At 44.6% G+C, this 23,214-nt stretch carries 20 protein-coding genes and 10 tRNA genes; 6 read left to right on the top strand and 24 right to left on the bottom strand.

Translation table 11 applies throughout. The features are described 5' to 3' along the window. Positions 1-4 precede the first annotated feature (4 nt). Positions 5-1,945, top strand: coding sequence for a vWA domain-containing protein (locus ACZ444_RS04785; protein WP_464433594.1), 1,941 nt, complete (start codon positions 5-7; stop codon positions 1,943-1,945). Between the two features lie 131 nt (positions 1,946-2,076). After that, the gene (locus ACZ444_RS04780) at positions 2,077-2,271 is read left to right on the top strand and encodes a hypothetical protein (RefSeq protein WP_382359781.1); all 195 of its coding nucleotides are present in this window, start codon (positions 2,077-2,079) and stop codon (positions 2,269-2,271) included. Between the two features lie 139 nt (positions 2,272-2,410). On the opposite strand, the gene ACZ444_RS04775 is transcribed toward ACZ444_RS04780, so the two are convergent. The 3 genes from ACZ444_RS04775 to hmpA form a co-directional block, all read right to left on the bottom strand. After that, the gene (locus ACZ444_RS04775; RefSeq protein WP_382359778.1) at positions 2,411-3,271 is read right to left on the bottom strand and encodes an EamA family transporter; all 861 of its coding nucleotides are present in this window, start codon (positions 3,269-3,271) and stop codon (positions 2,411-2,413) included. A 142-nt stretch (positions 3,272-3,413) separates the two neighbouring features. Next, positions 3,414-3,602 (bottom strand): gamma-type small acid-soluble spore protein, encoded by a 189-nt coding sequence (locus tag ACZ444_RS04770; RefSeq protein WP_382359775.1) that lies wholly within the window; start codon positions 3,600-3,602, stop codon positions 3,414-3,416. Between the two features lie 84 nt (positions 3,603-3,686). Beyond that, positions 3,687-4,940, bottom strand: coding sequence for an NO-inducible flavohemoprotein (hmpA, locus tag ACZ444_RS04765; RefSeq protein ID WP_382359772.1), 1,254 nt, complete (start codon positions 4,938-4,940; stop codon positions 3,687-3,689). Between the two features lie 197 nt (positions 4,941-5,137). Between hmpA and ACZ444_RS04760 the strand changes: the two genes are divergently transcribed. After that, positions 5,138-5,983, top strand: a complete 846-nt coding sequence (locus ACZ444_RS04760; RefSeq protein WP_382359769.1) for a metallophosphoesterase — start codon at positions 5,138-5,140, stop codon at positions 5,981-5,983. Positions 5,984-6,093: 110 nt separating this feature from the next. On the opposite strand, the gene ACZ444_RS04755 is transcribed toward ACZ444_RS04760, so the two are convergent. From ACZ444_RS04755 to ACZ444_RS04710, 10 genes are all read right to left on the bottom strand, one after another. Further along, positions 6,094-7,965: a PTS fructose transporter subunit IIABC gene (locus ACZ444_RS04755; protein ID WP_382359766.1), complete on the bottom strand. Its 1,872-nt coding sequence runs from the start codon at positions 7,963-7,965 to the stop codon at positions 6,094-6,096. 18 nt (positions 7,966-7,983) lie between these two features. Beyond that, positions 7,984-8,898, bottom strand: coding sequence for a 1-phosphofructokinase (gene pfkB, locus ACZ444_RS04750; RefSeq protein WP_382359763.1), 915 nt, complete (start codon positions 8,896-8,898; stop codon positions 7,984-7,986). Next, the gene (locus ACZ444_RS04745; RefSeq protein WP_382359760.1) at positions 8,895-9,644 is read right to left on the bottom strand and encodes a DeoR/GlpR family DNA-binding transcription regulator; all 750 of its coding nucleotides are present in this window, start codon (positions 9,642-9,644) and stop codon (positions 8,895-8,897) included. The genes pfkB and ACZ444_RS04745 overlap by 4 nt, the downstream gene beginning before the upstream one ends. Positions 9,645-9,779: 135 nt before the next feature. Then, positions 9,780-10,406 (bottom strand): cyclic di-AMP binding protein CbpA, encoded by a 627-nt coding sequence (cbpA, locus tag ACZ444_RS04740; protein ID WP_382359757.1) that lies wholly within the window; start codon positions 10,404-10,406, stop codon positions 9,780-9,782. A 136-nt stretch (positions 10,407-10,542) separates the two neighbouring features. Beyond that, the gene (locus ACZ444_RS04735) at positions 10,543-10,752 is read right to left on the bottom strand and encodes a hypothetical protein (protein ID WP_464433592.1); all 210 of its coding nucleotides are present in this window, start codon (positions 10,750-10,752) and stop codon (positions 10,543-10,545) included. A gap of 20 nt (positions 10,753-10,772) precedes the next feature. Next, positions 10,773-11,726: a hydroxyacid dehydrogenase gene (locus ACZ444_RS04730; RefSeq protein WP_382359754.1), complete on the bottom strand. Its 954-nt coding sequence runs from the start codon at positions 11,724-11,726 to the stop codon at positions 10,773-10,775. Between the two features lie 160 nt (positions 11,727-11,886). Next, complete coding sequence (locus ACZ444_RS04725; RefSeq protein WP_382359751.1) at positions 11,887-13,419, bottom strand: BCCT family transporter; 1,533 nt, start codon at positions 13,417-13,419, stop codon at positions 11,887-11,889. Between the two features lie 285 nt (positions 13,420-13,704). Next, entirely contained in the window at positions 13,705-14,634 is a 930-nt protein-coding gene (locus tag ACZ444_RS04720) for a glycine betaine ABC transporter substrate-binding protein (RefSeq protein WP_382359748.1), read from the bottom strand. 510 nt (positions 14,635-15,144) lie between these two features. Further along, entirely contained in the window at positions 15,145-16,506 is a 1,362-nt protein-coding gene (locus ACZ444_RS04715) for an alanine/glycine:cation symporter family protein (RefSeq protein ID WP_382359745.1), read from the bottom strand. A 209-nt stretch (positions 16,507-16,715) separates the two neighbouring features. Continuing rightward, complete coding sequence (locus tag ACZ444_RS04710) at positions 16,716-17,588, bottom strand: DMT family transporter (protein WP_382359741.1); 873 nt, start codon at positions 17,586-17,588, stop codon at positions 16,716-16,718. A gap of 279 nt (positions 17,589-17,867) precedes the next feature. Between ACZ444_RS04710 and ACZ444_RS04705 the strand changes: the two genes are divergently transcribed. Next, complete coding sequence (locus ACZ444_RS04705; RefSeq protein ID WP_382359738.1) at positions 17,868-18,755, top strand: fructose bisphosphate aldolase; 888 nt, start codon at positions 17,868-17,870, stop codon at positions 18,753-18,755. A gap of 240 nt (positions 18,756-18,995) precedes the next feature. Beyond that, on the top strand, positions 18,996-19,730 hold the full coding sequence (locus tag ACZ444_RS04700) for a glucose 1-dehydrogenase (protein ID WP_382359735.1): 735 nt from the start codon (positions 18,996-18,998) through the stop codon (positions 19,728-19,730). A gap of 86 nt (positions 19,731-19,816) precedes the next feature. Here the strand turns inward: ACZ444_RS04700 and cax are convergent, their stop codons facing one another. Next, positions 19,817-20,878: a calcium/proton exchanger gene (gene cax, locus ACZ444_RS04695; RefSeq protein WP_464433591.1), complete on the bottom strand. Its 1,062-nt coding sequence runs from the start codon at positions 20,876-20,878 to the stop codon at positions 19,817-19,819. Between the two features lie 186 nt (positions 20,879-21,064). Between cax and ACZ444_RS04690 the strand changes: the two genes are divergently transcribed. Next, a complete protein-coding gene (locus tag ACZ444_RS04690) occupies positions 21,065-22,051 on the top strand; it encodes a diaminopimelate dehydrogenase (RefSeq protein WP_382359732.1) in 987 nt (328 codons plus the stop codon). A gap of 180 nt (positions 22,052-22,231) precedes the next feature. Here ACZ444_RS04690 and ACZ444_RS04685 read toward each other — a convergent pair. The 10 genes from ACZ444_RS04685 to ACZ444_RS04640 form a co-directional block, all read right to left on the bottom strand. After that, a tRNA-Leu gene (locus ACZ444_RS04685) sits at positions 22,232-22,313 on the bottom strand. Positions 22,314-22,328: 15 nt separating this feature from the next. Then, positions 22,329-22,399: transfer RNA gene (locus ACZ444_RS04680), tRNA-Cys, on the bottom strand. A 14-nt stretch (positions 22,400-22,413) separates the two neighbouring features. Continuing rightward, positions 22,414-22,485 (bottom strand) — tRNA-Gly (locus ACZ444_RS04675). A gap of 6 nt (positions 22,486-22,491) precedes the next feature. Beyond that, a tRNA-Gln gene (locus tag ACZ444_RS04670) sits at positions 22,492-22,566 on the bottom strand. Positions 22,567-22,580: 14 nt separating this feature from the next. Then, a tRNA-His gene (locus tag ACZ444_RS04665) sits at positions 22,581-22,656 on the bottom strand. A gap of 14 nt (positions 22,657-22,670) precedes the next feature. Beyond that, positions 22,671-22,744 (bottom strand) — tRNA-Trp (locus ACZ444_RS04660). 9 nt (positions 22,745-22,753) lie between these two features. After that, a tRNA-Tyr gene (locus ACZ444_RS04655) sits at positions 22,754-22,839 on the bottom strand. 10 nt (positions 22,840-22,849) lie between these two features. Next, positions 22,850-22,922, bottom strand: a tRNA-Phe gene (locus ACZ444_RS04650). 26 nt (positions 22,923-22,948) lie between these two features. After that, positions 22,949-23,025: transfer RNA gene (locus tag ACZ444_RS04645), tRNA-Asp, on the bottom strand. Positions 23,026-23,084: 59 nt separating this feature from the next. Beyond that, positions 23,085-23,161: transfer RNA gene (locus tag ACZ444_RS04640), tRNA-Met, on the bottom strand. Positions 23,162-23,214: the final 53 nt, after the last annotated feature.

Genomic DNA, 23,214 nt, shown 5'->3' with positions numbered 1-23,214 from the left:
TCATATGGATAGGAGAATCACCATGTTCCGCTTTCGTGAAACAAACGTTGATACCCGGCTATTTCGCCAGCTGCAGGATCTGGCTTCTGTGCTTACGGGCTTCCCTGACATAAACTTCTACTATTCCTATGGATCAGCGATTGATCTTGACCAGTCCAGCATGAAGCTCACAGCAAGTGCCAACTGGGGAATCGGAGACGTCAAAACCCATGAAGCTGGCGCGAAAACAGACATCCTTCTCAGAGCAATTGGAACGTTAACTGCATCCAACATCCGCGATCTGCAGTCGTGCCTGCAAGCGAATAACCATTCCGCTCTTCCGAAATTCGGGAATCAATTGATCACATTACTTGAAAATATCCGCCTGGAAGAATTTATTAAACGCGAGCGTCCAGGCACCACTGAATTATTTGCCACTCGCCGGGTGTATTTGAAACGGTTTTTCACCCAGCAATTGGAGGCTAACATCACACGGAGTCTTGCATTGGATGAATTGTTCTGTCTTATCTACCTTTTGATTGAATCTGATACACCAGACCCTGTGTTCACACAGGCTAACAGACAACAGACTGATCAGCTGGAAACACTGAAACCCCTGCTTTTTCAATTGTTTGAAGCGAAAAGGTCGCGTGATACGGTAGAGCTGGCCAATCAAATACGCGACCGCGTAGAACCAAATTATACTGACATGGCCCATACTTATTTTATTTTTCCGGTTGCAGATCTGACCGGCGGCACAGAAGAAACAGCCTTTGATAAGCTTACACGTACGGATCCACTGGCCAATGACAGTCAAGAAGAGGATCCCAGCACGGAAAAAAGCGAAACGTTCGAGCAGGAATTCGCCACGTGGCACAGTGAAAACGAAAATGCCGACCGCAGCCAAAACTTTATGCAGTTTGATCTGGAAGAAGGAACACGCTCAAGCCTGATGGGCGAAGGTGCTCGTGAAACTGAGGAAGGCGACCAGGCTCTTGCTTCAATGCAAGGCTCATCCGGCAGCAGCGACCAGAATGATTACGCCAATATGGAAGCTATGCCTAAACAGCAGGACCAGCAGCAGGAATCATCGTCCGGCAATGTTTATGGCCGGGAAAACCAGAATGCCGTTAAAATCATAAAAGAAGCCAGAGCGTCGACACCATCTGAAACCGAACAATATGCAGCGTTTGCTGAGGATATCGCACCAATCAAACGCAGACTGTCCCGGACGATTGAAAAAATGCTGGAATATAAACGCCAGGCACCACGGCGTCAATTAACCTCAGGCCGTTTATCAAAAAAACTGCTGCCGGTCGTTACAGATGAATTTCCGCGGCTGTTTTATAAGAAAAACGAAGAATCAAAGGAATTGGATGCTGCCTTTACACTCTTGGTCGATTGTTCAGCCTCGATGTTAGACAAAATGGAAGATACGAAAAAAGGCATTGTACTGTTTCATGAAGTGCTTAAAAGTCTGGCTATCCCGCATACCATTATTGGCTTCTGGGAAGAGGCAACCAGTGTTAAAGATAATTATCAGCCTAATTATTTCCATGTCATTCATTCATTTAATGATTCGCTTTATCAGTCGGACAGTGCGCGCATTATGCAGCTGGAAGCCCAGGAAGACAACCGTGATGGCTTCAGTATCCGTGCTGCTGCTGAAGAACTTTCAGCAAGAAGCGAGAAGAACCGCTTTCTCCTTGTCTTCTCAGACGGGGAACCGGCAGCTGCCGACTATACGGAAAACGGGATAATCGATACAAACTTGGCTGTATCCGAAACACGCAAAAAAGATATCGACGTCATCGGCATCTTCCTTGCTGAGGGAGAAATCGGCGAACAGGAAGACAGCCTGATGCAGAATATTTACGGAAAAGAACGTCTTATGATCCCGACTGTGACCGATCTGCCAGATCACTTCGCCCCGCTCTTGAAAAGATTGCTGCTGAGAACAATATAAAGTCACCCAGTCACGTATAAAATTTTCGAATCTTTCATTCCGGTACGTTCACAATGGTTAGATGATCGCATAAACTTGCGAATAAGAGTTGATACTAACTAACAACACGTATGTGGAATGGAGGGTTCATGATGAAACGCAATAAGCACTTCCGCAAGCATGTTAAAAACATCCAGAAAGAAACAAAGAATACCGTTATTTTAAACGACGTCGCTGGAAGTCCACCTAAAAAAACAAAACAGGAAAACGAAGAGCTGTTGACGCCAGCTGAAAAAGTTGCCACTCATAACATTGACGGCAAAACATGGCAGGATACAGACAAGTAAAGTAGCGCATAAATGTTAACGCTATCATTCATCTATTACGATTTATAACCTGACGGAAAGGGCTGGGACAGCATTTGAGTGATCATTTTACCAGCTGAGTCCCAGCTCCTCTTTCGTTTATATGCCAAATAATCATTGTCTACTGCAGCGCAATTGTAATCACGCCAGCAACCATCGTACAGGCTGCGGCAATCCGGCGTATTCCGAAACCTTCTTTCAGCATAAAACTGCCTAAAATCGTTCCAATCAGAATGCTCATTTCGCGCACTGGCGCAACATGACTCACCGGCGTAAACGTCATAGCAATCAGAACAAGTATATAGGCAAGCTGATTCAAAATGCCAACACCAATGGCCTCTTGTTTATGTTCGCGCCATTCCTGACGGACACGCTGCCAGTCCCGCACGACAAACGGAGTCAGTATAAGCGCTTGAAACACAATACTCCCATAAATCAGTATAAGCGGCTGCATCATCACAACACTGACAGCACCTTTATCGAGAAGCGTATATGAAGCGATCATCACGCCAATGAGAAGCCCATAGGAGACCGGCACCAATGTTGAAGCCTTTTTGATGGCGTCTAAACCGCCTGTTATAACAAATATACTGAATGTGATTAGCAGTATACCGATAATCCCGGCTGCCGAAAGTTTTTCACCATAAATAAAAAAGGCAGCTACGGCTACAATTAAAGGGCCTGTTCCTCGGCAAATCGGATAGATCAGCGACAGATCACCGACTTTATAGCCCTTCTGCAGCAAGAGCGAATAAGCTAAATGAATAAGTGCACTGCCGGCCATGAAGCCCACTTCCAGCCAGCCAATCTGAACACCCTGCAAAACAATAAAGCCAATCACAAAAGGTGCATAAACAAGAAGACTGACAACCATATAAAGCCAGACAAATGTATCGCCGCCTTCCGATCGTTTTGCTAAGTAATTCCAGGTTGCATGCATGAAGGCTGAGACGATAATAAGTGCCAGTGCCAAAATTGACATAAAAGCTCCTCCCCTTTTGCCCAGCAAAACATGAGCTGATAAAAAACAACATATTTTACCATTATATCATAAACTGCTCTTTTTTGGAAAAAATGCCACACAGATCAACACTGCGTGGCATTTATGCTTCTGGCAGGGAGGATTACTGATCTTTGCGCTGATTAGCCGCAGACTGCTGATTTTGCCGTTTAACCTCTGCTGTATTCGTATCACTATAAATATGGGTCCCATGGCCGCCGGTTGTCCGGGCAATCCATTCTTTTGCTTCATTATACGACAGACCGGAACGTTGGCTTTGTTCCTTAACCTTATCGTCTTCATATTGCGCCATAGAAAAAACACCTCCATTACATGATAGGGTTAGTATCTGTAACAGAGGCTGTTTCATAACACCATTATATACCTTGCCTATAGCTTAAGCGTCATTTAACACACTGACAGGGTTAAAGACTTCATAATGCCTGTTCTCACCTGTCGTACCCCACGCTTTAAGGGCGCTGTCAACAGCTTTCATAAACGGTGCCGGGCCGCAACAATAAAAGTCCGCTTTATTTCCGGATTCCAGAATCGACTGCAGCCAGGGAAGATCAACAACGCCTTCTTTATCATAACGCTGGTCTGTTTTGTCCGCATGACTCGGACTGTCATAGCAGACATACGTTGTAATGTTCGAATGCTCAGCTGTGAGTTGCTCAACCTGTTCCTTCATGGCATGGGCAGCACTGTTTTGCGTGGCATGAATATAAGTGACAGGCCGATTCGGTTCCTGTTCAGCAATTGTATTCAGCATCCCGACAACAGGTGTCATGCCGATGCCGCCGCTCAAGAGGACAAGCGGTTTATCCTCGCTTGCGATGGTGAAGTCACCCGCAGGAGCAGAAAACGGCAGTATATCCCCTTCTGCCACGTGATCATGCAGATAACTTGATACGACGCCATCAGGCATGCCATTACGGCCTTTTTCCCGTTTAACGCCTATTTTATAATAATCTTTTCCAGAAGGGCCGCACAAACTGTATTGCCGCATATGTGTGTAAGGTTCACCTTCAATGTCCAGTTTTAACGTCAGATATTGTCCAGCTTTATAATCAGGGATAGAATCGCCATCTTGCGGTTTCAATGTCAGCGTAATGATATCAGGGGTTTCCTGGACTTTTTCTGTCACAATAAAGTTGCGAAATCCTTGCCAGCCACCTTCTTGCTGGAGAGTATCTGCATATTTTTGCTGTTCCAGGTCAATGAACAGATCAGCAATGTATTGATAGGCCTCGCCCCAAGCGTCCATAATCTCATCTGTGGCCGCGTCACCCAGAACATCTTTAACTGCCTGAAGCAATGCCTCGCCAACAACCGCATACTGCTCGGGTTTAACACCAAGCGATACGTGCTTTTCCGCAATGCGCTCCACAAGCTGCTGAATGTTTTCAAGGCTGTCTATATTTTCACCTGCAGCATAGACCGAATAGACCAGTGCTTCCTGCTGAAGGCCGCGTTTTTGATTCGTCTGATTAAATATATGACGAAGCTCAGGGGCTTTAGCAAATAACAGTTCATAGAAATGCGTGCCAATCGCTTTACTGTGTTCCTTCAGAACAGGTGCACTCGATTTTACGATGTTTAGTTTCTCAGTATCCAGACTCAATGTTGGTCCCTCCATCATTGTTTTCATGATCAGGATTGATCCTGTACATATTATGATAAACCCCAATGACGTCACTAAATGTGATCTATGTCACACTTAGACGGGAAGTTTGTGACACTTATGTGAACCATTCAGCTTAACTGTCATTTAAAAAATGGCTTTTGACAAAAAGACTGTGCTACACTAACGTTGTTCCGTATTTGTTTGAACGTGAGGTGGTGCCCATGAAAAAACTGCTGGCTATTCTAGGGTTTATCCTCGTTATGATCACCTGTTCAGCGAGGATATATCGGGATACGTATCATTTTAAACTGAAAGAGGTATTCCTCTCCAGCGGCAAATTGCCAAAGGGGGAAATGCTTTCCGTACTGCAGATCAGTGACCTGCACGACCATGTCTTTGGTCCTGACAACAAGCAGCTCATCCGCACAGTCAAACAGGCTGATCCTGATTTAATTGTGCTGACAGGCGATCTTATCGACCGGAAAACAACCTCATTCAGCAATGTTTTATCACTGATTGATCAGCTGATTGCCATTAACAAACATATCTACTTTGTTCCAGGGAATCATGAATGGGGAAATAATCGAACAAACGCGTTTCTCAGCAGTCTGTACGCGCGGGGCATTACCATTTTAGCCAATCGGAATGTCCAATTGACTAAGAGGGGCCTGACGGTTAATCTGGCCGGTACTGATGATCCGGCAACAGAACGTGATAACCTCGATGACGCATTTTGCGGACTAACCAGCAGCCACTATACCATTTTGCTGGCCCATGCCCCGGAAATCGTCACCATAGCTGACAGTATACCGGCTGATCTGATTTTAAGCGGCCATACGCATGGCGGTCAGGTGCGTTTCCCCTTTATCGGGGCATTGGTCGCACCCGGCCAGGGCGTTTATCCTAAACTGGACAAAGGAACCTATCAGCTTGGTCCAGAACAGTACGTGTACATTGACAGCGGACTGGGCACAACAAGACTGCCAATTCGCTTTCTTAACCAAAGCCAGCTCAGTTTGGTAACTATAACTGGAAAACCTGAAATATCATTCGAACAACCCGATTAAATCGGGGAGTGCCAATCAACCGCCCCGGAAATAGAGCCGCCTTCCGCAGGCGGCCCTAGCACTCGTCTTTAAAATTGATACATTTCGTTATGCCCAACCTTCTCCGGTCATCATGTCTGCACAGGTTTTTTCCACAAACCGAGAATAAGTGCTGCGATAACCGAACCGATCACAAGGGCAAGCAGGAACAAAATTGCGTGATCAGCCAATGGAATGACGAATATGCCGCCATGTGGAGCTGGTATCGAACTATGCCAGAGCTGTGTCAGCCCACCGCCGATAACAGCGCCAATCACGGATGACCCGATGACACGAAGCGGATCAGCTGCCGCAAACGGAATAGCACCTTCTGTAATAAACGACAAGCCCATCACATAGTTCGTCAAGCCTGATTGACGCTCTTCTTCGGTGAACTTCGCTTTAAAGAACGTCGTAGCCAGTGCAATGGCAATTGGCGGAATCATGCCGCCAACCATCACAGCAGCCATCAGACTGCCGTCACCCGTGTCAGTAAAAATACCAATTGAAAATGTGTAAGCCGCTTTATTAAAAGGACCACCCATATCAAGAGCCATCATCCCGCCAAGCAAGGCGCCGAGAATAACGGCATTCCCTGTTCCGAGACCTTCCAGAAAGCTGATCATACCAGTGTTAATAGTTGAGAAAACCGGGTCAATCGCCACATACATCAGCAGGCCAGTCAAAAGTAAGCCAATGACCGGATAAATCAAAACGGACTTCAAACCATCCAGCGACTTAGGCAGATCGCGGAACCAGCGCTTCACTAACAGCATGATATAACCGGCCAGAAAACCGGCGACCAGACCACCCAGGAAGCCGGCATTGCTGTCGACTGCCATAACACCGCCGACAAGACCAGGCATCAGCCCGGGGCGATCCGCAATGCTCATGGCAATGTAGCCGGCAAGGATCGGGATCAGAAAGTCAAATGCATTATTTCCCACTGTATTAAAAAACTTGAATAATTCGCTGTCGTCACTGGCAACCCCTTCAATTAAGAAAGAAATCGCCATCAAAATGCCGCCGCCGACAACAAAAGGCAGCATGTGTGAAACACCATTCATCAAATCTTTATAAATTGAACGCCAAAAAGAAGTGGCTGTCTCGTCCTCAGAAGACGTTTCAGCAGATTCATCTTTATGAAAAATTGGCACGTCCTGGCTGACAGCTTTACTGATCAGTTCCTCTGCGTTATTAATGCCGGCGCTGACCGGACGCTCAAGCACCGGTTTCTGATCAAACCGGTTCATAGCAACATTTTTATCGGCAGCAATGATAACCCCGGATGCCTGATCAATTTCGGACTGAGTCAGCACATTTGCTGCACCGTCTGAACCATTTGTTTCAACACGAATATCAACACCCATTTCGCTGGCTTGCTTTTTCAGAGAATCTTCCGCCATATACGTATGGGCAATGCCGGTCGGGCAAGCGGTTACAGCTACGACGAACGGCCGGTTTTCGGCTTGCGCTGTATCTGCCGCATCAGTATCTGCTTCACCGGATTCCGGCTCTTCCTGTTTGAAAATAGCCTGAACCTCATCAGGTGTTCCTGCATCCATCAGCCGGGCTATAATATCCTGGTCAATCAGTTTGCGTGATAATGCCGCCAATGTCTCTAAATGCGTATCATCCGCACCGTCTGGGACAGCGATCATAAAAAATAAATACGCCGGCTTGCCATCAAGCGATTCATAATCGAGACCGTTTTTGCTTTTCGCAAACAAGACAGCCGGCTCGCTGACGGCATCTGTTTTGGCGTGCGGCATCGCTATCCCATCGCCAAGCCCAGTCGATGTTTGGGCTTCACGTTCGAAAATCGCCTGTCTGAATGTGTCCGTATCGCTCACAATGCCTTTTTCGGCCATGGCATGAATCATTTCATCAATGGCAGCTGTTTTAGTGTCAGCCTCCATGTCCATAATCATAATATCTTTACGCAGCATGTCATAAATAGCCATGTCACTGGTCCCTCCCTGTTAATCGATGCGTTGAATCGTAATGTTTTTGGTCAAATCCTCAATGGCTCCTCTTTCTGCCAGATCATCCGAAAACGCGGTGGCACTTCCGGCTGCTAGACTAAGTAAGAACGCGTCCGTAACATCACCTGTTTCCGCCCATTTGCCTGTGAATCCGGCAATCATCGAGTCACCCGAGCCAACCGAGTTTTTCACCTGGCCGGTCGGTGCCGATCCATGATAGACACCATTGTCTGTCAGCAGCAAGGCGCCGTCACCGCCAAGAGACACAAGCGCATGCCGGGCACCCAGATCCAGCAGTTTTTGTCCGCAGCGACTAATATCCTGCCGATTATGAAGTGTGACGCCAAAGAATTCAGCCAGTTCATGCTGGTTCGGCTTAACAATCAGCGGCTTAAAGCTAAGGGCAGTCTTTAGTGCCTCACCTGTCGTATCGAACACAAGCTGAGCCCCCGTCTGAGCCATGCGCTGGATCAGCTGCTGCCGGAAGCTGTGGCTTAATGACGGCGGTGTACTGCCTGATAAAATCAGCGTATCCTGATCAGATATACCGTCAAGCTGATGCAGCAAGGCATCCGCTTCCTGCGCTGTTATCGTTGGACCAGGAGCGTTAATTTCAGTTTCGGTTTCTGATTTTAATTTAATATTAATTCTGCTGTCATCCTGAATCGGGGTGAAATCGGTGGCCAGCCCTGCTGTCTTTAACTCACCGGTTATAAAGTCACCAGTGAAACCGCCCGTGAAGCCCAAAGCCGTCGTATCATAGCTCAGTTCATGCAGCATCCGTGACACGTTAATTCCTTTGCCGCCTGCAAATGTCATACAGGTGTTTGCTTTATTTAACGCACCAAGTTCTAATGACGGCGTGTGAACAACATAGTCTATGGATGGGTTAAGTGTTATCGTATAGATCATTGCACAGCCTCCATGATGTTTGTTTTCTCTCTGTAATGATTCAAATGCTCATTCAAGCGATCTGTGATGACTGTAATTGCGTCCAGATCACACACTTTGGTAAAACTGATTTTATCCCATTTGCTTTGATCCGCTAACAAAAATGTTATCGCTGCCTGCTTGTGAGCTGTTTGTTTGAGTACTGCTTCTTCAGGATCCGGTGTTGTACAGCCAAATGCTGAATCAATACCATTCATGCCTAAGAAAGCTTTATCAAATCGGTAATAGCTGAGATCGTGTAAACTTTGTGATCCTATCATTGCCTTTGTATCATGCTTAATTCTGCCGCCTGTCAGGAATGTTTCAATTCCCTGATCTGCAAGCATGGAAGCATGCTGAATACCATTGGTCACGACCGTAATGCTCTGATCCGTCACGTATGGCAGTATCGCAAGTGTCGTCGTGCCAGCATCGATATAAATAACATCCCGATGTTCAATCAGACCAGCCGCTTTTTGGCCGATCATATCTTTATTTTGAACGTTTTTGAATGATTTCTCTTTTGTTGTTTGTTCCGTATCGAGCTGGTAGGCTCGTTTGGCACCGCCATGAATTCTGATCAGTTTCCCTTCCGCTTCCAGATGGTCCAGATCACGTCTGATCGTGGATTCAGAACAGCCGATAGCATCCATTAAATACTGTGACTTTAAAATCTGGTGCTGATTCAATTGATCTAAAATTAACTGATGCCGTTCTTCATTTAACATGCCATCAAGCCTCCTAATCATCAGAATACCAGCAAAAACAGTCAAAAACAACCACCAACATCACGATTCCAGCAGAAACCAGCAAAAAAAGCGCGAGGCAAATCGCCCCGCGCTTGTTATACCACCACTGACTGGTTATAAGTTTTCAATATCCGTCACAGTGAAATTCAGTTTTTCGAGTTCCTCCACAACCTGCCTCATCAGACGCTCATCAACATCATCAGGCAAAACAATGCACACGCGGCGCACAAACTGCGAATTATTATTCAGCGAAATCACACTTTGCACATTGCAGTATTTATTAACACCCCGAAGCATACGCTGCAGAGCACCCGAATACTCAATTGTGCCAATCGTGAGCGAATAACTGCCGTTGTGAACGCCCCATGCATTCTCCAGCACTTCGAGGATATTGCCGTTCGTCAAAATACCGAGAAAGTGTTTATCACGATCGACAACCCCTAAAAAGGGAAGCTTTTTAATGGACGAAAACACTTTAACAAAAGAATTGTCCTGATATACAAAACCATCGTTTTGATCCGCTACCAGCTGCTCAATGGAACCAGTAAACTGATTATCGAGCTGTTCACTCAATAAATGAACTTTATAAATGTTGCCGGCATACGTGTGACCGTCTTCATCAAGAACAGGAATACAGCGATAACCTGATTCCAGCAGCCTGTCGAGCACTTGCTGTTTCGCTTCATTAATTGTGGCATAAACGACATTTTCACGCGTGACATAATCCTCTTCAACCAGCATAAAACCCCTCCCATCGATTGACAGACAAAGAACTCAAACACGCCTTTCCATCCCCAGCGAGATAATGACCTCACTTAAGCAACTGCTTAGGTAATCCAATATCTGTTTTATTCTCTGTATTACAAATATTTATACATCAATTTGACTTCTTTGTAAATACCTTATTTATAATCATTAAGAATATACCCGGCATTGATTTAAATTCATAATTATAATGAAATGAAGCCTTACCCGACAAACGAATGCCATCCAGCATTTTTAAATTCACCTGATGATAGATGCAGTTGTCATCTGCCGCTTGAAACAACCCTCCTAACTGCTCTCGACCCGCTAAATGAACGGTCATGTAATAGCTGATGGGCAAGCTCACACAACGGCACAAAGCGATTCCCTGCCATGCAGAACATTTATCACCTCACGAGCGACAAGCATAGCTGTCCGGGACTGCGCTTCATCTGTCAGACCCGCAATATGCGGTGATAACCTGATAGCTTCAATTTGCGCAAGCGGTGAATCACTTGGTACCGGTTCTTGTTCCAGCACATCCAGATAAGCTCCGGCAACTTGTTCTCTTTTCACTGCTTCCATCAGATCCTGTTCCTGCACAATGCCGCCCCTGGCTGAATTTATAATATAAGCGTGCCGTTTCATAAGCGGCAAATTAGCTTTATGAATCATATGCTTCGTTGCACGCGTCAATGGGACATGGACCGAGACAAAATCTGATTCCTGAAGCAATGTGTCAAGTGTTTCCACTGGCCGTACACCAGTTTCTGCCACTATATGATCATAAGGCGTCACAAAAGGATCATAGCCAATAACATCCATACCCAATGCTTTGGCTCTTGTTGCAACACGCTGAGCGATTTCGCCCATTCCAACGAGCCCGAGTGTTCGTTTATTCAATTCAAAACCTGTAAAAAATCGCCGGTCCCAACGGCCTTTTCGCACATCTGCATCTGCCTCGATTAACGGACGGTAAGCATCCAGCATAGCCGCTATCACATACTCGGCAACAGACGTCGCATTTGCATGTTTTGCGGCGATCACCGGTTTATTTCGTACCTCAGCCGCTTTTAAGTCAATATTATCAAGACCAACGCCTAAGCGCCCAATAACTTGTGCATGTTTTGCCGCATCAAGCAGTACCGAATCAACTTGTGTTTCATTACGGACAATCAGCGCATCATAATGAGGCGCCAGTTCAAGCAATTCGTCCCTTCTCCGCCCCAATTCCTGATCATAATCGACACGGCAGCCTTGCCGCTTGAGTTCATTAATCCCATCTTCCCACATTAACTCAGTTACCAGCACCTTCATAGCCTTCACTCCCCATTCGAATTCTGCAGGTCCTTATAGACTATATGAATATACCTCGCACCTTATTAAAAAAACGCGGCTTTCGGTAAAAACCGTAAAGCCACGTTTTAAGATCACTCAGCGGCGTGCAAAACAAAGCACGCAGCCTGGTGATTAATATTTATTCAAATCCCTGTTCCTTGTAAAGCTTCTTAACAACATGCGGAGCAGTCCAGAAAGTCGTCAAGAGTAATAAGGAGACAGGAACAGCTGTGACCACGATAAAGGACTGTAAGGAATCGATACTGTCTTCACCTAATGAAACCAGAACGACTGCGACTAGACCTATCAAGAATGCCCAGAACACTCGCAGCCATCTGGAAGGAGAACCATTACCGGTAATCGCCATTGAAATCGTAAGCGACATCGAGTCCGTTGTTGTAAGAACAAAAACAACCGTAGCAACAAGTAATAGAAATCCAATAATAGTTCCTAGCGGTAGGTTCTGAGCTATAGCCATCATAGCTGCAGGCTGACCGCCATCATTAAATGGACCTGACACAGAACCTGGATTCTTAAGTTCTTCAGAAATACCAGTCCCGCCAATGATAGTAAACCAGAATGTTGTAATAACTGGTGCAACAACTGCAACCGCCGTTACCAGTTCACGGACAGTACGTCCTCTAGAAATACGGCTGACAAACATGGCCATCATAGGTCCATAACCAATGAACCAGGCAAAGAAGAAGACCATCCATCCGCCTAGCCAGGCAAGATCACTACGTTGAGTGGTCATTTCAACAAAATCCTGAACATAGACGCCAAATGATTCTAAGAACGAATCAAAAATGAACATCGTTGGTCCAAGAACTACAATAGCTGCCACAAGAATAATAGATAATATGACATTGTAGCGGCTCATAAGCTGAATACCTTTATGAATGCCGGTAGCAGCAGACACACCAGCTGCAACAACGAGAACCGCAATAATTGCAATCTGTACTGTCAGAGTATTCGGAAGACCGAATAAATCCATCAAAGCGTAGCCCGCTTGAAGTCCGAGAAAGCCAACAGGGCCAATCGTACCAGCTGCAACAGAAATGATAGAAAATATATCTACAATTGCGCCAAATACACTCTTTTTCCGCATGATTTTCTCACCGACAATTGGATATAACAGCGCTCTAGGCTTAAGAGGCTGACCGCGGTGATAATGGGCATACATAAGAACGAATGTTCCAAGCGTTCCAAGAGAAACCCAAGCAAGAAAGCCCCAATCTACAAAGCTTGTTGCAAGTGCTGGAGCAACGGCTTCTGCAGTACCGCTTTCTACATCAAAGTGCGGCGGTGCTGTTAAAAAGTGACTTAACGGTTCCGCAGCGGCCCAAAATACGCCGCCTGCCGCGAGCAATGTACACATAATAATAGAAATCCATCTGAAAGTACTCATTTCAGGCTTATCAACATTACCCAGGCGAATTTTTCCGAATTTGGAATAGCCTAATACCAAAGCAATAATGAACGTTCCTAACAGCAAGACTTGATAAATTGGTCCAAAATATGTCGCCGATAAATCAAAGAAGTAATCGACACCATCCGACACCATATCTTGGTTTATCAAAGCCAGAATGACAAACAGTAGTAATATACCACCACTTATAATAAGGACAGGTTTGTCAATTACACCCTCTGTTTGCTGATTCGAATTCTTCAAAAGTGAGTTCCCCCTAGTTTAAATACCTGCACCATATGCAGCCTGCTAAGCATACCTATGTTTACAGGAACCAGTATTAAATAATATACAATTTTTCACGATACAGGTTCAATGAAAGTGTGTCAAATTTTATGTTATATTTTTATCAAACAGCCTCTTCTTTTTTGGCGTGCCCAGAAACCATTTTATATTCAGCATATACTATGATTTTGAATTTCTACATGATAAAAAACGGGGATGCCGTCTGAAGCATCCCCGTTTTTTATCATTTGTTAAACGATACGATTAATCTTCTCTTGGCACACCATCAAGCCATTCGTCGACTTTGTCAGGATTATCGTTAAGGAAGTTTTCAACCACTTTTTCGACATCCTTGTCTTCTTGATGAACTTTAGGCATCATTTCATTGATCATATCGTACGACTCATCATATTGTTCCAGAACTTTGTAGGCTCTTGGAGCATCATCTTTCAAATCATTACGGGCGACTGTATAAATCTGGTCGCCATCGCCGCCATAGATGCCTTTTGGATCTTCAAGCATTTTCAGATCCAATGAACCGAAAGCCCAATGCGGCTTCCAAAGCGGAACAACAATCGGTTCTTCGTTATCCATAGCTGACTGCAGTTCAGTAAGCATTGCAGCTTCTGAGCTTTCTGTAAGCTCCCATTTGTCCAGACCATATTCCTCAAGTGCCTTCCCGGTATTTTCCATAATACCGGCACCAGGGTCAATTCCAATAATCTTCCAGTCTACTGATTCGCCAAGTTCCTTATTACCTTTCAAATCTTCAACTGAGTTTACATCTTCCATGTAACTTGGAACAGTCAGAGCCAATGGCGCCTGGTCCAGCACCTGATTCACTTTTTCAAGACTGTCACCGTATTCTTCCCAGTAGGATTCGTGGGTTGCCGGCAGCCATGTCGATGTCTGGAAATCAGCGTCACCTTCCGCGACACTTGAGAACATCGGGCCAGCCTCTACCTGTTTAGTATCAACATTATAACCAACTTTCTCAAGCAGCTGGTTTAGCATTTCGGTACTGATTGTCTCACGGGCCCAAGCAACGTAAGGCTCCGTTAATTCTTTTTGACCAATTTCAGGTCCTTCACTTGTTTCTTCAGTGTCTTCGGAATCACTGCCATCCGAAGCATTACTGTCACCTTCCGCTTCGCTGTCGTCCCCGCCGCATGCTGCTAAGAGCATTGACAGCATCAGAACTAATGCGAAAACAGTTAAACGAATATTAAATCGTTTACTAAAAATAAAATAACCCCCTAGTATTTATAATACTGCAAGTCTTTAAATAAATATCCCTCTTGTAATATCTATTTAAAGAAATGCCCAAATCATCCAAAAAGATCTCAACAGCCTTATAATCACGGCCTGACCGTTTTTGAACAACTGTTTATAATCGTAACAAAATACTGACAAAACGTTAAATGAGTATTCTGACGAAAAAGTGATTAAATACGAACATTAATGCGATCCTCTTAATTATTTTAATATATTGCATTGTTTCAAGGAATAAAATGGCTATTTATACATATATGGAGCTTGTTCGTCTTCTTTGAATGATCTAGAAGACTCTATTTAATCCATTATTTTAAATTTTATGTCTTTTAACTCAGCGCATTAATCATGACTCCAGTTCCTCTGGAATCATTAAAAAAGCTTGCGGAAAGTGAAAATAACCGCAAGCTTATTTGTAATACAGCCATTAAATTACGATGCGTCCTTTTGTTCTTTTTCCTCCTTTGATTTCTGTTTAAAACGTTTCGTTTCAAATACGATAATCCCCGACAGTCCAAGCAGACCAATCAGGTTAGGAGCAGCCATCAGACCGTTCAGGATATCCGCCAGTGTCCAGACAGCATCGAGGGAGGCTGTTGCACCAACAAAAATGAACAGAACAAACACAGTACGATAGATCTTGACAGCAGTCGCACTCTTGAACAGGTATTGAAAGCACTTCTCCCCATAGTAGCCCCATCCCAGTATGGTAGATGTGGCGAAAAACAGCAGTCCGATCGTGATTAAATATGGGCCCGCACTGCCTAACAATGTGCCAAAAGCAGAAGACGTCAGTACGCCTGCTTCGATGGATGCGTCCTGCCAATTGCCGCTCATAACAATGGTGATACCAGTAATGGAACAAACAATAAAGGTATCAATTAATACTTGCGTCATGGAGACCAGGGCCTGTCTGCCGGGTAAGTCCGTTTTAGCTGCAGCGGCTGCTATAGGAGCCGATCCCAGCCCTGCTTCATTGGAAAATAACCCGCGGGCAACACCAAAGCGGATAACAGCACCAACCGTTCCGCCTGCGACTGCCTCGCCGCTGAAGGCATACGTAAAAATCGTTCCAATCGCTTCCGGTATTAGATTAATATGCGTTATCATGACAAACAATCCGGCAGCGATATAAAATACAGCCATAATCGGAACAAAGAATGATGTTACCCGGCCGATCCACTTAATACCGCCAAGAATAACCAATCCCGCGAATATGACAAGAATAATCCCCGTCAGCCAAAATGGCACAGAAAATGTGTCGTTCATTAAATCAGCAATCGCCTTTGCCTGTGTCCCATTGCCAATACCAAAGGCTGCAAGGGAGCCGAATATCGCAAACAATACGCCGAGCCATTTCTGTTTTAAGCCGTGTTCCAGATAATACATCGGACCGCCGGCCATATTGCCGTCAGCATCTTTCACACGGTACTTGACAGCCAGTATCGCTTCACCATACTTGGTTGCCATCCCGAAAAAACCAGCTACCCACATCCATAAAATAGCTCCAGGTCCACCCAGAACAACTGCCGTTGCCACCCCGACAATATTGCCAGTGCCCACTGTCGCGGCAGAAGCTGTCATAAGTGCCTGAAAGTGCGAAATATCGCCATCTGATTGTTTGTCCTGATTGCTTTTAGTAAAGGCAAGTTTTAACGCATAAGGCAGCGAACGAATCTGCAAAAAACCAAGCCTGATTGTTAAGTAAACCCCTGTGCCTACCAAAAGTACAAGTAAAGGAACCCCCCATACAAGACCACTCACCTGATCTAAAAATGCTTCAATTTGTGCCATAAGTGCCTCCCTCTTTTTTGTTCTTAGGATCATTTAAATCGTTACGGTCAGACTTGTCTATTTATTACAGTTAAACAGAATTGTCACTAAAATGTCAATCATGTTTTATGATTATTACAAAAATTTACATAGATAAATACTCGCCTCTACAAAAAGCGGCCCCAAACTTTAATGTCTGGGGCCGCTTTTCGTTCATATAACAGCGCCTTTTATCCCTGTTCTTTTGCCTGTTTATCCATTCGGCTGTTTTTCAAAAACATATAGAATGATGCCCCGAATATGATCACGTAACCTAAAACACTGAATAGTGTCGGAATCTGGCCAAACAGCACAATACTCAAAAGCGCTGAATAAACAACCGAGGAATATAAGAAGATTGAGATCTCACTTGCTGGTGCAAATTTATAAGCAAGTGTGATGCCAAACTGACCGACAGTTGCAAAAACACCTGCAAGAATGAGCAGCACCCATTGCTGCCACGTCATCGGTTCATACATAGCAACTGTGAACGGCAGGAGCAAGAGCGTTGTAAACAAAGAAAAGTAGAATACAACCGTGTAATGTTTTTCTTTATCACCCAGGACCCGCAGCATTGTATAGGCACTTGCTGCAAAAAACGCGCCAAAAACACCGCCAATATACGGAAGCAATTCACCCGAAAAATCCGGCTGAATAATGAACAGGGCCCCGCCAAACGCAATGATAACGGCTACAACCTGGAAGCGCCTGGCCGCTTCTTTAAGAAAAATAGCCGACAGAATAATCTGTATGAACGGACTGAGCTTATTCAGCATCTCCGCATCCGACAGCACGAGATGATCGAGCGCATAAAAATTAAGCACCATCCCCACTGCACCAAGGGCTGAACGAGAAAGCAGGTATTTCTGGTTTTCTTTTTTGCCGAATAATCTTTCCTTATTATAGATAACGAAGCCTACAGCTATAATACTGGCGATAATATTGCGAAAGAAGGCTTTCTGTATCGTAGGCACATCACCGGAAAGTTTGACAAAAGCGCCCATAAGCGAAAAACCTAATGCCGACACCAATAATAATAGGATTCCTTTATTGCGATTAGACATAGTTGTTCCTCCAGTTATCATGACAATCAATTTTCACCAAAGGGATATCATAATACAAATTTAAATTGATGAGAAGAAAAATGTTTAACCCCTAGTGGCAGCGGGATTAGCTGCCTGCTTTTTTTCTGAATAAACAATCAGTTCTGCTAATTGGCTAACTTATGCGATTGACTATTACACGACTTGTTTTCATGATATAATAATTTTGAGAAGCACTTTTGATCCAATAGCTTATTTCCCTAAAGAGAGAGCTTACAATGATAAAAAGGAGTGAAATACATGAATCAAAAACAACTTGACCAAATGAAAAATGCTGACGGGTTTATTGCAGCTCTTGATCAGAGTGGCGGCAGTACACCTAAAGCACTTGCTTTATATGGCATTCCCGAGGATCAGTATGACACGAATGAGCAAATGTTCGATCTCGTACATGAGATGCGGACACGGATTATTACATCCCCCGCTTTTGACTCGAACCGTATTATCGGTGCTATTTTATTCGAACATACGATGGACCGTGAAATTGACGGTCTCTACACCGGGGACTATTTAGCCGATGAAAAAGGGGTCGTCCCTTTTTTGAAGATCGACAAAGGACTTGCTGAAGAAGAAAATGGCGTGCAGCTGATGAAGCCTATCGATGACCTTGACGACAAATTGAAGCGGGCAAACGAGCGCCATATTTTTGGCACAAAAGAGCGTTCTGTCATTAAAGAAGCCAATGAAAAAGGCATCAAAGACGTTGTCGATCAGCAATTTGAAATTGGCCAAAAAGTCGTCGATGCCGGCTTGGTTCCGATTATCGAGCCAGAGGTGGATATTAACAGCCCGGAAAAAGAAAAATGCGAAGAACTGCTGAAAGCGGAGATTCAAAAGCATCTAGACAGCCTCAATCAGGACGATCTTGTTATGATTAAACTGACTATTCCAACGGTCTCCAATATGTACAAGGAACTGATTGAACATCCAAATGTCGTACGTGTCGTTGCCCTTTCCGGCGGCTATGAAACGAACGATGCAAATGAAAAACTAAAAGAAAATAACAACCTGATTGCAAGCTTTTCCCGAGCTCTGACACAAGATCTAAATGTCAGCCAGACAGACGAAGCATTTAATGAAACACTTGGAAAAGCTGTTGACTCGATCTATCAGGCATCCATTACATGAGGAAAAATCCTGCATACACCCTGGGCAAAATAGCCAGGGTGTTTTTTTATCTTTCCGCAGCGCATTAAGGGGCAGAAAAATTTAAATCATTGAAGGCTAAACGATTTAACCTGATACCATTAAGTGTTACGATATAATCGTAAAACATAATACTTATAAAAAAGTAATGGAAAACAGGCAGCTGAGTGGTTTATTAATTTATAATTCGCTGCCGGATCAACTACTTAGGAGGAATTCATCATGGGCAGATTAGACGGAAAAGTTGCGATTATTACAGGTGCAGCACAAGGTATGGGCGAGTCCCACGCCCGCAGATTTGTCAGTGAAGGTGCAAAAGTTGTTCTCGCTGATATTCTTGAAGAAAAAGGACAAGCCCTTGCTGATGAACTTGGAAACAATGCTAAGTTCATCAAGCTCGATGTCACGAATCAAGAAAGCTGGGAAAACGTCGTCGCTGAGACTGAAAGAGCATTTGGACTAATTAACATCTTGGTTAATAATGTAGGTATTACAACTACCAAATCGATTGAAGAGATGACGCTGGATGACTATCACAAAGTCGTCAGTCTTAACCAGATTTCCGTCTTTCTAGGTATGAAAACTGCTGTATCATCAATGAAAAAAGCCGAAAATGCATCAATTATTAACATTTCCTCAATGAATGGTCTTGTAGGCGGTGCAATTGGCTATACCGATACTAAATTTGCTGTCCGCGGCATGACCAAATCGGCTGCTCTTGAATTTGCTGATCAGGGCATCCGTGTTAATTCCGTACATCCTGGGGCAATTGAAACACCAATGATTGCTCAGGCTGATACAAAAGAAGCTGTTGCCGAATTTGCTAAAAGCATTCCAAACAAGCGCATTGCTAAACCTGAGGAAGTATCAAATCTTGTGTTGTTCCTCGCTTCAGACGAGTCAAGCTACAGCACTGGCTCCGAATTTGTCATGGATGGCGGTTTAACAGCACAATAATAAGTTAAAACCTAAACAGTTTTCAATATCACTATGCATGGCTGCCACGGTTCCTGCCCACAGCCATGCATTATTTTTGTCGGTATTTAAACAAAATAAAATCCAATGCCCATGATAATATAGGCACCCAATAAGACGGCACCATCAAACCAGTTCGAATCACCGTCCGTTGAGAGCATATTGATTAACAGAACAGCCGTTACCATACCGACCAGCTCAGGCATAGTGAACGTAAGCGGCATCCTTGGGCTGAACAGAAGCGACAGCAAAACAAGAACCGGCAGCACAAACATAGCCACTTGCAATGTGGAGCCGACCGCAATCTCCATAACAGCTTCCATTTTATTTTTATAGGCCATATAGACAGCTGAAACGTGTTCAGCCGCATTGCCAATAATTCCAACGATCATGACACCAATAAATAGCTCAGACAGCCCAAACTTAGCACCAACCACTTCGAACGTATCCACCAAATGATCGGACACATAAGCAACAGCTATCGTCGCAGTAGCCAATATGATCATCGCCTTAACTTTACCCCATTCAGGCGTTTCTTCTTCTTTCTTACTCTCCTCCGCATTATCTTTACCCTGATAGACACCGCGATGGGTAACAAATTTAAACAACATCGCAGCCATATATAACAGAATTAAAATAATAGAAATACCAGCACTCATAACCATTGTATCCTGCTTGTTCATCGTCTCAGTAAACACGACTGGCATTACAAAAGCCACAATGACAGCAAAAATAAGCAGTCCAGCATTATGCCTTGCCTGCTGAACAGCAAACGATTGACGTTTATATTTCAGACCACCCACAAAAAAAGACAGTCCAGCCACAAGCAATAAATTTCCCAGGATAGACCCTGTAAACGAAGCCAGAACAATATTGATCAGCCCAGCCTTAAGGGAGAAAAACGAAATAATTAATTCGACTGCATTGCCAAACGTTGCATTGAGCAGTCCGCCAATTCTGGGACCCATAACGATCGCCAGACTATCCGTTCCTCTGCCAATCACACTGGCCAGCGCAATAATTGTTAAGCAGTAAATAATAAACATCATGACAGCTGGCCATTGAAAAATAACACCAGCAACGGATACCGGAACACCGATAATACTGAGAATTGTAAGTGCTCTGTTCATTAAACAAACCTGCTTTCTTAACCGGGTAAGCTTAGACTAACCATCTAACGGTGACATTATAATTATGTCCAGGGATCTCCACATACATGATTAGCTGGCCAGTACTGGATATTTGCTTTCACGATTAAAATTATTTAAGCTAATAGGAGCAAGTTAAATTTTTTCTCAAAATAAGGAGAAATGGATATGAGCTCTAACATTAAACTTGGAATCGTTGGCTTCGGCAATCTGGGTAAAGGTGCCGCCAAAGCGATCAAAGCAACATCTGATTTGGACCTTGTAGCTGTTTTTACAAGGCGGGAACCTGAATCACTGAATATTAATGAACCTGGTGTACAAGCTGTACATATTGATCACGCTGAGGATTACCAGTCGGCTATTGATGTAATGCTGCTCTGCGGCGGTTCAGCTACAGATTTGCCAGAACAGACGCCGCATTTCGCTAGTATGTTCAATACGGTTAACAGTTATGATACCCATGCTAAGATCCCTGAATTCTATCAAACGGTCAATGACGCAGCAGCCAATCATCAAACAACCGCTATTATCTCAGTTGGCTGGGATCCGGGCTTATTTTCGATTAATCGTGTCATGGCTGATGCCATTTTACCGGAGGGCAAAAGTTATTCATTCTGGGGAGAGGGCCTCAGCCAAGGGCACTCCGATGCTGTAAGACGCGTCAACGGTGTTAAGAATGGTGTTCAGTACACTATCCCATCCGAAGAAGCGATTGAGCAAGTACGCAGCGGTGCTAATCCCGAATTATCAAAGTCTGATAAACATAGGCGTGTTTGCTATGTGGTTGCAGAAGAAAATGCCGACAAAGCCGCAATTGAACAAGAAATCAAGACAATGCCGAATTATTTTGCTGATTATCATACAGACGTTCATTTTATTTCAGATGAAGAATTGGAACGTGATCATGCCAAAGCTCCACATGGCGGGTTCATTATTAAAAGCGGTCAGACAGGCAGCACTAATCAGCAGTTGTACGAGTTTTCGCTTGCATTAGACAGTAACCCTGAATTCACTGCCAGTGTTCTGGTCGCCTATGCACGTGCAGCCTTCAGACTAAGTCAGGAAAAACAATTTGGGGCCAAAACCGTATATGATGTCGCACCAAGTTATATATCGCCCCTATCTGGAGAGGCCTTAAGAAGAGATTATTTATAAATAATAAGATGACACTATAGACAACAACTCCCTGTTACTCAGGGAGTTGTTTTATTATGAGTCCTGCATTGCGGTTGGTATGATTGCGGATGTCAGCTAAAAACAATTTAATTTAACGCATAAAAAAACAGGGTAATCATACCCTGTTTTTTATACACAATTGTTTATCTGCTATATCGATACCTGAGGTGGGGCTCGAACCCACACGCCCGTAGGCACAGCATTTTGAGTGCTGCGTGTCTGCCAATTCCACCACTCAGGCATAATCACTAAGTAGAGGCGGTAACCGGATTCGAACCGGTGATAAAGGTTTTGCAGACCTCTGCCTTACCACTTGGCTATACCGCCAAAGGAAGCAAAAGAGCGGAAGACGGGATTCGAACCCGCGACCCCCACCTTGGCAAGGTGGTGTTCTACCACTGAACTACTTCCGCATGTACTGGCTGGGCTAGCTGGATTCGAACCAGCGAATCACGGGATCAAAACCCGATGCCTTACCGCTTGGCTATAGCCCAATATTGAATAATGATGGGGCGACCGGTGGGGATCGAACCCACGAATGCCGGAGCCACAATCCGGTGCGTTAACCACTTCGCCACGACCGCCATAAATGGAATTATGGCAGGGGTAGCAGGAATCGAACCCGCATCAAAGGTTTTGGAGACCTTCGTTTTGCCATTAAACTATACCCCTGTATTCAAATGGTGGAGGGGGAGGGACTCGAACCCCCGAACCCTGAAGGAGCGGATTTACAGTCCGCCGCGTTTGGCCAGCTTCGCTACCCCTCCATTTTAAAGGTGGCTCGAGACGGAATCGAACCGCCGACACACGGATTTTCAGTCCGTTGCTCTACCTACTGAGCTATCGAGCCAATACTATGTACAATTGAACTTGAAATGGCGGTCCGGACGGGACTCGAACCCGCGACCTCCTGCGTGACAGGCAGGCGTTCTAACCAACTGAACTACCGGACCAGGATGTAAAGCAATTGTCACTGTTATCATTGGTAATAAGCATGAATCATTAATTAAATTGGTTGCGGGGGCAAGATTTGAACTTGCGACCTTCGGGTTATGAGCCCGACGAGCTTCCAGACTGCTCCACCCCGCGATATGAAAATTAAATAACCACATCACATTATATCACTAATAATATCAGTATAC

The organism is Lentibacillus kimchii (genome assembly GCF_055381965.1).
This window is presented reverse-complemented; position numbering and strand designations above follow the sequence as displayed.